Source organism: Confluentibacter citreus (assembly GCF_002807055.1).
GTDB lineage: Bacteria > Bacteroidota > Bacteroidia > Flavobacteriales > Flavobacteriaceae > Confluentibacter > Confluentibacter citreus.
On sequence record NZ_NIXN01000001.1, the window covers coordinates 498,824 to 511,190 of the forward strand.

The following is a 12,367-nucleotide window of genomic DNA, read 5'->3' on the forward strand; positions in this document are numbered from 1 at the left end:
ATGAAGAGATTATTTTTATACCCCTTATGCTTAACCATTTTATTCATTTCATGTAAAGGGACTTCGCAAACCCCATCAAAAGTTTTGGTTTCAGCAAACCCTTACTATTGGCAACAACATGTGGATTATAAAATGGATATTGATGTGGATGTAAACACCTATCAATACAAAGGAAAACAACACTTAGTTTATACCAATAATTCACCCGATGTGTTACATCGGGTGTTTTATCATTTATATTTTAATGCCTTTCAACCGGGTAGCGAAATGGATGTGCGTTCCAGAACCATTCCAGATCCAGACCGCAGGGTTGGCGACCGCATTAGCAAGTTACAACCCAACGAGATTGGCTATATAAAAGTGAATTCCCTAAAACAAAACGGAACGGATATTATGCATAAAACCGTTGGCACCATTTTAGAAGTTACTTTGGCCAAGCCTATACAACCCGGAGAAAAAGTCACGTTCGATATGCTTTTTGATGCCCAAATCCCTGTACAGATACGTCGTTCGGGTAGAAACAATTCCGAAGGCATTGCTTTATCGATGGCGCAATGGTATCCAAAATTAGCGGAGTATGATGTGGATGGTTGGCACACCGACCCGTATATTGCTCGCGAATTTTATGGTGTTTGGGGCGATTTTGATGTGAAAATTACCATCGATAAACATTATACCATAGGTGGTACGGGTTATTTACAAAACCCCAACGAAATCGGTCATGGCTACGAAACGGGGAAACTAAACGTGCCAAAAACCGATAAACTCACTTGGCATTTTAACGCACCCAATGTGCACGATTTTACTTGGGCAGCCGACCCCGATTATACGCACGACACCATGCAAGTTCCAAATGGGCCCTTGCTTCATTTTTTCTATAAAAGCACCCTGCCAAAAGGAAAATTAGAAAATTGGAAAAATCTTCAACCCTTGGCGGTTAAATTAATGCAGTTTTTTAGTGAACATATTGGTAAGTACCCATACGAGCAATACTCTGTGATTCAGGGTGGCGATGGCGGTATGGAATATGCCATGTGTACCCTTGTTTTAGGCGAAGGCGATTTAGAAGGCATCTTTGGCACAACGTCGCATGAAATGGCACATACGTGGTTCCAATTTTTATTGGCAACTAACGAAAGTAGAGATTATTGGATGGACGAAGGTTTTGCCCAATATTTTGGAGAAATGGCAGAAGCTGAAATTTTAAACAAAGATTTTAATAAAGCTTTAGATGGTTTCTATGCCGTGTATGCGTCTTTAGCAATGTCTGGTAAGGAACAACCACTTACCACCCATGCAGACCGCTTTAATTACAACCAAGCGTATAGTATTTCGGCATATTATAAAGGCTTGGTCTTTTTGTCGCAATTAGGCTATGTGATGGGCGAAGACGCCTTAAAAGAAACCGTTAAAACCTATTTTAACACATGGTCCTTTAAACACCCAAAACCCAACGATTTTATTCGTGTGGCAGAAAAAGTGTCTGGTTTGGAGTTGGATTGGTATTTAACCGATTTTGCGCAAACCACCAACACCATCGATTATGGCGTAAAATCCATTGAGGGCAACACCATAACGCTGGAACGTATTGGTTTAATGCCGATGCCCATTGATGTTACCGTAACCTATACCGATGGCAGCACCGAAGATTTTTACATCCCGTTACGTATGATGCATGGCGAAAAACCAACCACCGCAACCAAAAAACCAGACTGGGCTTGGGCATATCCAACCTATAGTTTTGAAACCAGTAAAACGATTAAAAGCGTGGTGATTGACCCAAAAAACCAAATGGCAGATATTAATAAAGAAAATAATAAAAAGTAAATGTCATTATAGTTTCTATGAATTTAAAGCCCTCCTAATAAGAGGGTTTTTAAATTTGCACTATCTTTCGTTTGTCATTAAATTAAATAATCCATGAAGAACCCTATTAAAAATACGATCATAACTTGTTTTGCTTTTATCAATCTGTTTGCTTTTAGTCAATCAAATCCAGATAAAATAGAGGTACTCATCATTGATGGTTTTAGTAACCACGATTGGAAACAAACCACGTTGGTTGTAAAATCCATTCTAGAAAAAACAGGCTTATTTAATGTAAGTGTTTCCACGGCCCCTTCAAAACCAGACGATGCTACTTGGGACACATGGAATCCCGCCTTTGAAAACTATGCGGTGGTTATTCAAAACACCAACAACATTGATATGAAAAACACAACATGGCCAAAAAGGGTTGAGGAACGTCTTGAAAGCTATGTGGCATCGGGTGGCGGGTTGTATATACTCCATTCCGCCAATAATGCGTTTCCGCACTGGGACGCCTATAATGAGATGATTGGCTTGGGTTGGCGGTCTCCCGCAGAAGGTGTGGCACTTCAAGTAGCAGATGATGGAGAGATAAAAGAAATCCCGGTAGGCGAAGGAAAAGGTACGTATCACGGCCCAAGAAATGATGAAGTCATTCATATTCTTAATAATCATCCCATTAATGACGGTTTTCCAAAAGCATGGAAAACCCCCGATATGGAACTTTATAAATATGCCCGAGGCCCTGCCAAAAACCTGACGGTATTATCGTATGCCACCGAAAAAGAAACGACTATTAACTGGCCCGTGGAATGGGTGGTAGCGTATGGAAAAGGCCGGGTTTATAATTCCAGCATGGGGCATTTGTGGCGCGGCGAAACCTATCCTGTTAGTTACAGATGCATAGGCTTTCAAACCACATTGATTAGGGCAACAGAATGGTTGGCAACTGGTAAAACAACCTATAAAGTGCCTGAAGATTTCCCCACGGAGACTGATATTAAATTAGTGGCTGTTGATTAATTAAAATTTAGAGTTTAAAAGATAAAAAACACATGACCAAAAAACGCATACTTTTTACGGGCGGATCTGGAAAAGCAGGAAAGCACGCCATAGCCTATCTTTTAGAGCAAGGACACCGCGTGATGAATGTTGACTTAACGCCTTTGGATTACCCAGGGGTAGATAACTTAATCGCCGATATTACGGATTCTGGGCAGATGTTTAATGCCATGAGTTCGTATGCTGGTTTAGATGAGTTGGAACCGGGCAATGGCATCCCAAAATTTGATGCCGTCGTGCATTTTGCTGCCGTACCCAGAATCTTGATTAAACCTGATAATGAAACATTTCGGGTGAACACCATTGGCACCTATAACGTGATTGAAGCAGCTGTAAAACTAGGTATAAAAAAGATTATCATTGCGTCGTCTGAGACGACATATGGGGTTTGTTTTTCAGATGGCGTTACCAATCCGCATGTGCTGCCCTTGGAAGAAGATTATGATGTAGACCCCATGGATAGCTATGGCTTATCAAAGGTGGTGAATGAAAAAACGGCACGCAGCTTTCAGCGTCGCTCGGGTTTTGATATCTATGCGCTTCGTATCGGCAACGTTATTGAACCTCACGAATATGAAACCTTGTTTCCTCATTTTTTTGAACATCCTGAAGTCCGCCGCAGAAATGCGTTCTGTTACATTGATGGCCGCGACTTGGGACAAATTGTGGATTTATGTTTGCAAAAAGATGGGCTTGGTTTTCAAATTTTCAATGCTGGAAACGATCACAACGGTGTCATCATCCCAAGCAAACAATTGACTGAACAATTTTTTCCGGGTGTGCCAATCACTCGTGAATTGGAGGAACATGAAGCTTTGTTTTCAAATCGTAAAATACGTGAGGTATTAGGTTTTAAAGAACAACACAACTGGAGAAATTACGTGAAAGGATACTGATAGTCTACCCATTTTTCATCTGTGAAATTTGTATCGAGAATCAAATTTTTAATTATAGAATGGTTCTCGATACAATTCGCTTTGGCGAATCACTCGAACTGACATCAAATAACCATAAAAGTTTCAAATCCCACTTGAAGTTTATATTTTAGTATCTTTAGTTACTTTATAAGCATCCTTAACGTGCTTCCTAACTTACCAACAACATGAAAAAAACCGTTTTTTACCTAGTATTGCTGCTTTTAACCGTAAGCTGCGCAGACACCCAATCGGTGCAATTAAACTTTGATACTACGTCATTACAACAACACTATGCTACCAAAAAACTTTCAGAAAGTTTGCTGGAAAATGGGTATAGCATTGCTGAAAATAATGCTGCTGTTACTGTTGAATTTAAGTTAGACACCACTTTAGGTAAAGACGCTTATGCCATAAACAACCAAGGGAAGAACCTAGTGCTTACTGGTGGCAACGAAACGGGTTTGATATATGCCGCACAAAGTATTGTTGAAGATCTAAAAAACGGTATTAAATTACCTGCCGTTGAAAATCGGTCTGAAAGTCCGCAATTACTATTTCGTGCCATTAAATTTGACCTGCCTTGGGACAGCTATCGCCACAGTTATGCATTGAGCCAACATGATGAGATGTGCCGCGATTTGGGGTATTGGGAAGCGTTTCTCGATATGATGAGCGAAAACCGTTTTAATGTGCTTACCGTTTGGAACCTGCATCCATACCCATTTATGATTAAGCCGAAGAATTTCCCAGAGGCATCGGAATGGACCGATGAAGAAATGAAAGAATGGAAACATCTGTTTACGTCCATTTTTAAAATGGCAAAAGAACGAGGTATTGATACCTACGTGATGCCGTTTAATATTTTTGTGCCGCCCTCTTTTGCTAAAAAACATGGCGTGGCCTTGAATAACCTAGAACACCATCATTATGTGGATGCAGATACATCGCAAATTATAAAAACCTATACACGCGAAAGCGTCACGCAATTATTAAATGAATATCCCGATTTATCGGGAATGGGCTTAACCTTAGGGGAAGGTATGGGCGGCATGACGCCTTTTGAACGCGAACAATGGATGCAAGAAACCATTATAGCGGGCATGCAACAGGCGAACCGGACTTCAAAATTGATACATCGTATTCCGTTTTCGGGCAACACCGAATCGTTAGGAGCGACTTCCATGGAAATGGAACAAATAACACGCGACGGCATCGAAAAAGAAGCCGCGATGGAAAACATTGAAAAACCTGTTTGGGCGAGTATGAAGTTTAATTGGTCTCACCCCCACTCTACTACCAAGCTCATTAAGGTTCATGGTGGGAAGTTGTATGGCAAGTATTTCGACCCCGTTCCGCAGGATTTTAAAATTGTATGGACCGTTAGAAACGAGGATTTTTTCTGTTTACGCTGGGGCGTAGAGGAATTTGCGCGTGCACATATTAAAGCCAATACCCCTGATTATGTGGGTGGTTATTTTATAGGCTCTGAAACCTACATTCCCGCCAAAGACTATTTTACAAATTCCGATTACAAGATAAGTTCGAAATACGCTTTTGAACGCCAATGGTTGTTTTACAAACTTTGGGGACGATTGCTTTATAATGCTGATACGCCAAACACCGTTTTTGTCAACGCATTTAAACAGCGCTATGGAGAAGCACATGCAGAAAAACTGTTTAAAGCCTCTAATTTAGCGGGGAAAACACCGCTTCGTTTGGTATCCTTTTTTGATTCTACCTGGGATTTTACCATGTATGCGGAAGGATTTACCTATAGAAATCCTGAGACTGAAAATGTCGAGTTTATTGATATTAAACGTTTTATAAATCAACCGCCACAAGACACCACCTTTGTTTCCATTGCCAATTATGTTAAAAATTATGCGTCGAAACAGAAATCCCTTCCAGAAGGATATACCACACCGGTAATGCTTGCCAACGACCTTGAACGGGACTCCAAAGAAGCGCTTCGCTTGGTTGAAAATATTACTGAAAACAATACTGATTTAATGTATGAAGTGGCGGATATTAAAACGTGGGCTTATATGGGACTTTATATGGCAGAAAAAATGAAGGGGGGTTTGGCCTTGGAAACGTACCGCCAAAGTAATGATTCAAAAAACAAGGAATTGGCCGTTACGCATTTAGAAAATGCTTTGGGGTATTGGGACAAGATTATTGAAATTACACGCCCCATTTACAATGATATGCCATTGGTGCATTACAGTGAAAATAATGGGAAGACTTGGCAAGAAAACGATAGTTTAAGGTTCCATTGGGCTTTATTGCGTAACGATGTGTTAAAAGACATTGATATGGCCAAACAATAATCCGCGGCGTTTAAGCGCGCCCTGTCATTAGAAATTGAACAACTATTCATCGGGTTTTATATTTTAGTACCTTTGGCTACTTAAAATAAAGGTCTTGAAATTCACGTTTAACAAAAAAGATAAGCTTAAAAGCAAAAAATTAATTGAAGTGTTGTTTACCGAAGGTCGGTCGGTTTCAGCATATCCGTTGCGTTTGGTTTATATGAATGCGTCGTTTAATGATGCTGTTTTGGTTAAAGCTGGGGTTTCCGTTAGCAAGCGGCATTTTAAAAAAGCGGTAGACCGAAATAGAATAAAACGCTTATTAAGAGAATCTTACCGTTTAAATAAGCCTGATTATTTTAACAACATTACAACATCTTATGCGTTAATGATTTTGTACATTGGTAAAGACAAACCAACGTACGGGCAAGTTGAAACCAAAATGAACCAATTGTTTGAAAAATTTATAAGCACCATTTCTAAACCGCAATCTTAGGACTATGAAATTAATTTTCTCATTTTTTGTATTAATGCTTCCTTTAATGTGCTCTGAAGGCAAATCTGATGATACCAGTTATGCCGACATGGAAGCTGAACCAAGTGCTTCAAGTTTAAAACAGGCTGTTATACTTAATGATGCTGGGACTGTTGATATGGTTTCAGAAGATGCCGAACAAAAAATAATCAAAGAGTCTTATTTACGTTTTGAAACCCAAGATTTGGATAAAACCTATTCGCAAATCAAACAAATCGTCCTTCAAAATAAGGGCATGATACAAAGCGATAATGCCAACAAATCCTATAACACGATTACTAGGCATTTAACGATCAGGATTCCTACCAATACCTTTCAAAATACCATTGATTCCATAAGTAAACAGGTGGCTTATTTTGATACAAAAAGCATTTCGGCCAGAGATGTTACCGAAGAATTTATTGATTTGGAAGCGCGTCTTAATGCCAAACAAACCTTGGAAAAACGCTATTTAGAGTTGTTGGCAAAAGCCAATAACGTAAAAGATATGTTAGAAATAGAACGTGAACTTTCCAATATTCGGGAGGAAATTGAAGCCAAACAAGGCCGTTTAAAATATCTTGAAAACCAAGTATCCTTAAGTACCATAAATATTGAGTTTTACAAGCAAACCTCCGAAACAGGCATAACCACTTCGTATGGCAAAAAAATGTGGAATGCCCTTGGTTCTGGCTTTGATGGCTTGTCGGTTTTCTTCTTGGGCATATTATATATTTGGCCTTTTATTATCATCGTAATCATTGTCTTTTTTGTGTTGAAAAGATGGTTAAATAAAAAAAGTATAAAATGAAAACATTACTAAAAAAGAGCATTTTAATCCCCGTTTTGGCCGTTGTTGTCTTTTTTTCAACAACATCCTTTAAAAACGATTTTTTTGAAATCGCCAAACAGCTAGAAATTTTTACCACCTTGTTTAAGGAACTCAACATGAATTATGTTGATGAAACCAATCCAGGCGATTTAATGGATAAGGCCATTAAAAGCATGTTGGCCGATTTAGATCCGTACACCAACTTTATGAACGAGCAGGATGTAGAAGCTGCTAGAATCAATAATACAGGCGACTACACAGGTATTGGCGCGAGAGTTAAAACCCTAAAAGACAAATTGGTTATTGTGGAGCCTTACAAAGATTACCCAGCAGACAAAGCGGGCTTAAAAGCCGGGGATGAAATTATTAAGGTTGGCAATGCATTGGTGGCAGATTATAAAGAAGATTCAGGCGATTTGCTTAAAGGTGCTCCAGACTCATCGGTAGAGGTAACGTATGTACGCCAAGGGAAAACATTAACAACTACTATAAAAAGAGCGGAAGTAGAACTGAAAGCAGTACCACATTTTTCTATGGTTGATGGCAAAACAGGTTATATTGTTTTAAGTCAGTTTAACGAAAAGGCAACATCTGAAACCAGTTATGCGCTTAGGGATTTAAAGGCACAAGGAGCTGAACGCATCATACTGGATTTAAGAGGCAACCCTGGCGGATTACTTAATGAAGCCATTGATATTGTGAATTTATTTGTACCGAAAGGTCAATTGGTTGTTACCACAAAATCTAAAGTCGAAAAGTATAACAAAACCTATTATACACAAAAAGACCCGATTGATACTGATATGCCAGTAATTGTCCTTATTGACGGCGGTAGCGCATCTGCAAGTGAAATCGTTGCCGGATCTTTACAAGATTTAGATAGGGCCGTTATTGTAGGTTCTAGGAGTTTTGGAAAGGGTTTGGTACAACGCCCAAAAGAATTAACCTATGGCACCCAGGTGAAAATTACCATTTCCAGATATTACACACCTTCTGGAAGGTGTATTCAGGCGTTGGATTATTGGCATAGGGACGAAAATGGTCAAGCCGTACGTGTAAAACAAGAAAATTACAATGAGTTTAAAACCAAAAATGGCAGAAAAGTGTTTGATGGTGGTGGTGTTTTACCCGATGAAAATTTAAATATTGTTAAAAATTCGACCATAACGAATGCCTTAGTGAACGATGATATGATTTTTGATTTTGCTACCGATTATTACTACAGTCATAACATAACCGACATTAATACATTTAAGTTGACTACGGCAGATTTTTCAAATTTCAAAAATTTTTTAAAAGCCAATAATTTTTCGTTTGAAAGTAATACTGAAAAAGCCCTAATAAAAGCCTTTGATGAAGCCACAAAAGAAGGTTTAAATGATGAGATTAGCACGGATTACAACACCTTAATTTCAAATTTAAAAACATCAAAGAATAAAACCATAGACGACAATAAAGATTATTTGATTGGGTTATTAACAGAGGATATTGTTAAGCGCTATGTGTATAGGGAAGGTTTATATGAGTATTATAAAATACACGACCCAGAGATAAAAAAAGCTACTGAAATTCTCAGTAATTCAACGGCTTACTTAAATTATTTAAGATAAATTTATAAAAAACGCTATCTTTATAAAGATATACTACTCCCAAATAAATGAATAGGCATATTTTTTTTATAATAACGGCTCTTAACTGTTTGTTTGTTTTTTCTCAAAAGGAATTAAAACAAGAAGTTTATTTTGAGACTGATAAATATGATATTCCCATTACGGAAGAAAGCCGTCTGCTCCTTTTTGTTTCAAGATTATCGGATATTGATATAGAATCCATTTCCATTTATGGCTTTTGTGACGATGTTGGAGCGCCTGCTTATAATTTAAAACTATCGCAACAACGCGCTGATGCCATTAAAGCGGTTTTTGCCAATAATGAAATAAGCGAATCATTGATTTCAAATGTGGATGGAAAAGGTCAAATTCTATTGAGGATCGTCGAAGAAAAAGACGTTGTAAAGATTAGGGGACTTAACAGAAAAGTTGAAATCATCGTCAAAGAAAAAGCGCCTATAGTTAAAGAAGTAACCCCAATTGTTGTTGTAGAAGAGAAAAAGAAAGATGCCGCAGAGCTCATTAAAGGGGACATAAAAGTTGGTGATAAAATCATTTTTGAAAACCTTTTGTTTAAAACGGGCTATACTATTTTAATGCCTCAATCTAAAAATGTTTTGGAAAACATTGCCAAATCTTTAGTGGAAAGAGGCGACGTTTACTTTACTATTCAAGGGCATGTGTGCTGCACGCAATACAGCAGGGATGCGGTTGATAGAAAAACCAAAAAACAAAACCTTTCTGAAGCTAGGGCTAAGTTTGTATATGATTTTTTTGTGAAGAAAGGTATCGACAAAAAAAGAATGCGCTATGTGGGCATGCGCCGGAAATTTCCGTTAGGTGGTGACCCAGAACTGGATAGGCGCGTGGAAATACTAATCACCCATGTGGATAAATCGTTAAATGTAAAATAAACAAAGATTTGCTTTTTGAATATAAAAACCCTCTTAACCCTCATATTAATACCGCTAAATTTCTGTATTGGCATATCTCAGAACACCTTTGTGCCAGATGACAATTTTGAACGGGCTTTAATAGAATTAGGTTTAGATACCGCTCCTTTGGATGATTTTGTACTAACTGCAAATATTAGGGGGGTTACCTCTTTAAATCTTCGTGATAAAAATATTTCGGATTTAACTGGTATTGAAGATTTTGCAGCATTATCGGTTCTTAACTGTGATGAAAATAATTTAACCTCTTTAAACATCAGTCAAAACACAAACCTAACCCAATTGTTTTGCAGGGACAACCAATTAACAAGTTTAGATACCTCGCAAAATACTAATCTCAATATTTTATGGGTTGAAAGCAATCAGCTTACAGGATTGGATCTTTCCAGAAATAATAGGCTAATTTCTTTAATTACCAATAATAACCCTTTAAATGTCTTGGACGTAACAAATAATCGAGATTTAAGGGTTCTATACTGTGAGAACAATCAGTTAAGTAACTTAGATATAACAAGGAATGTCTCCTTAAAATTTTTTAATGTAAACAACAATTCCCTAACAAGTTTAAATACCTCTAATAATATTGAATTAACCGAGATGGCTTGTGGTGATAATTTAATAACGGCTTTAGACATTTCCAAAAACATTAATTTAGTTTATTTTTGGTGTCCAAAAAACCAACTTACCAATTTAGATGTCACTAAAAATTTAAACTTGGTTCAGTTAATATTTGGTGATAATCAAATTTCATCCATAGATTTAAGTAGAAACACGAAATTAGAACTCTTGTGGGCTGCCCAAAATCTTTTAATGCAAGTAGATGTTAGCAAAAACATACTTTTACAGAATATTTCATTAAGTATAAATAATATAACCAATTTTGATGTTAGTAAAAATAGTAATATATCTTGGTTAGATATAGATTATAATAACTTGTGTTATTTAAACATTAAAAATGGCAATAATACTAACATAGAGAGTTATAGCAGCATCAATAACCCTTTTCTGTCGTGTATTTTTGTTGATAATATAGCTTACAGCTCAACCAATTGGACCAATATTGATGCTGCTTCAAATTTTGTTACAAACCAAACGGAATGTGATGCTTTTGGTAATAATACACTTCCTGTTGATACTTTAAATGATTTTGTTGGAATCCGCTACATACTTCCCACAATTAGTAATGGTAATTACTTTACGGAACCCGGTGGAAATGGAACAGCTTTATATGCTGGCGATGTTATTACAACCTCACAAACTATTTATATTTTTAATGATATAGATTGTTACAGCAATGAATCTAGTTTTAAGGTGACTATAAGTGATGGAGATTATTACATCCCTAAGTTCTTTACACCTAATAATGATGGTACCCACGATTATTGGCAGGTTTATGATAATGCTAATGTTATAAGTGCTATTAACATTTACAACCGATACGGAAAACTTTTGAAATCGTTAGCGCCTAACTCTGAAGGTTGGAACGGTACTTTTAATGGTCGATTATTGGAAAGCGATGATTATTGGTATGCCATCACCTTAAATACAGGAGAGGTTATAAATGGTCATTTTTCATTAAAACGTTAAATCTTTAAATTTTAATGCCTTTTACCAAAAATGTAGATTTAATAGAATCCTCTCTTAAGTTTAGAAATTCTTTTCTTCTTTCGTCTTTTGAGAAATTTATAAAATCTTGTTCAGATTCAAAAGACAGAAAATGTAATTCGTATGGATGATCATCATTTTTTCCTATAAAATTTTCCTTATTAGGTCTAATTCTATAAATCAACTTACCTTTATAATCATTAAGTATTGGTAAAGCTAACTCTTCAAATTGTTGAAAAACTGCCTCTTTTTCATCTTTAATAAAAATCATCATTGTTAAATAAATCATCACTCTCTTTTTAATATCATGGCAATATGCGGAATATTATCTTCTAAATATGCTTCGCCTATTTGTTTAAACCCTAGATTGTTGTAAAAGTCTTTTAAATACGATTGTGCGGAAATTTTAATGGTGTGCTCTTTAAATTCTTTTTCAATAGCGCTAATGGATGCGTTCATAATATCATAACCATATTTGTGCTGCCTTTCGGGTTTAGCAACCAAGACCCTGCCTATACTGGCTTGTTCAAAATAATCACCTGGTTTAAAAATACGTGTATAAGCCACAAGATTATCGTTTTTAATACCTAAAATATGAATGGCCTTTTGGTCTTTTCCGTCTATATCTTGGTAAACACAATCTTGTTCAACCACAAATACAGCGCTACGTAATTGCAAAATAGCATACAATTCTTGGGTAGATAATTTATTGAAAGGTTTAATAATAATGTTCAGCATAAAAGCTTTTTTAAT

The 12,367-nt window shown here is 36.9% G+C and carries 11 protein-coding genes; 9 read left to right on the forward strand and 2 right to left on the reverse strand.

The annotated features are described in order from the left end of the window. The 9 genes from CDH49_RS02115 (at position 1) to CDH49_RS02155 (ending at position 11,596) form a co-directional block, all read left to right on the forward strand. Positions 1-1,827, forward strand: a complete 1,827-nt coding sequence (locus tag CDH49_RS02115) for a M1 family metallopeptidase (RefSeq protein ID WP_100613649.1) — start codon at positions 1-3, stop codon at positions 1,825-1,827. Between the two features lie 93 nt (positions 1,828-1,920). After that, positions 1,921-2,832: a ThuA domain-containing protein gene (locus CDH49_RS02120; RefSeq protein WP_100613650.1), complete on the forward strand. Its 912-nt coding sequence runs from the start codon at positions 1,921-1,923 to the stop codon at positions 2,830-2,832. Between the two features lie 32 nt (positions 2,833-2,864). After that, positions 2,865-3,767, forward strand: coding sequence for an NAD-dependent epimerase/dehydratase family protein (locus CDH49_RS02125; protein WP_100613651.1), 903 nt, complete (start codon positions 2,865-2,867; stop codon positions 3,765-3,767). 206 nt (positions 3,768-3,973) lie between these two features. Then, complete coding sequence (locus CDH49_RS02130) at positions 3,974-6,118, forward strand: glycoside hydrolase family 20 zincin-like fold domain-containing protein (RefSeq protein ID WP_100613652.1); 2,145 nt, start codon at positions 3,974-3,976, stop codon at positions 6,116-6,118. 94 nt (positions 6,119-6,212) lie between these two features. Continuing rightward, positions 6,213-6,596, forward strand: a complete 384-nt coding sequence (gene rnpA / locus CDH49_RS02135; protein WP_100613653.1) for a ribonuclease P protein component — start codon at positions 6,213-6,215, stop codon at positions 6,594-6,596. A gap of 4 nt (positions 6,597-6,600) precedes the next feature. Further along, positions 6,601-7,425 (forward strand): DUF4349 domain-containing protein, encoded by an 825-nt coding sequence (locus tag CDH49_RS02140; protein WP_100613654.1) that lies wholly within the window; start codon positions 6,601-6,603, stop codon positions 7,423-7,425. After that, entirely contained in the window at positions 7,422-9,056 is a 1,635-nt protein-coding gene (locus CDH49_RS02145; protein ID WP_100613655.1) for a S41 family peptidase, read from the forward strand. Before CDH49_RS02140 ends, CDH49_RS02145 begins: the two co-directional genes overlap by 4 nt. Before the next feature lie 47 nt (positions 9,057-9,103). After that, positions 9,104-9,970, forward strand: a complete 867-nt coding sequence (locus tag CDH49_RS02150) for an OmpA family protein (protein ID WP_100613656.1) — start codon at positions 9,104-9,106, stop codon at positions 9,968-9,970. Between the two features lie 15 nt (positions 9,971-9,985). Further along, the gene (locus CDH49_RS02155; protein ID WP_100613657.1) at positions 9,986-11,596 is read left to right on the forward strand and encodes a T9SS type B sorting domain-containing protein; all 1,611 of its coding nucleotides are present in this window, start codon (positions 9,986-9,988) and stop codon (positions 11,594-11,596) included. 4 nt (positions 11,597-11,600) lie between these two features. On the opposite strand, the gene CDH49_RS02160 is transcribed toward CDH49_RS02155, so the two are convergent. Together CDH49_RS02160 and CDH49_RS02165 are read right to left on the reverse strand one after the other, a co-directional pair. After that, positions 11,601-11,903: a DUF1330 domain-containing protein gene (locus tag CDH49_RS02160; protein ID WP_100613658.1), complete on the reverse strand. Its 303-nt coding sequence runs from the start codon at positions 11,901-11,903 to the stop codon at positions 11,601-11,603. Further along, complete coding sequence (locus tag CDH49_RS02165; protein ID WP_100613659.1) at positions 11,903-12,352, reverse strand: GNAT family N-acetyltransferase; 450 nt, start codon at positions 12,350-12,352, stop codon at positions 11,903-11,905. Before CDH49_RS02165 ends, CDH49_RS02160 begins: the two co-directional genes overlap by 1 nt. Between the last annotated feature and the right edge of the window lie 15 nt (positions 12,353-12,367).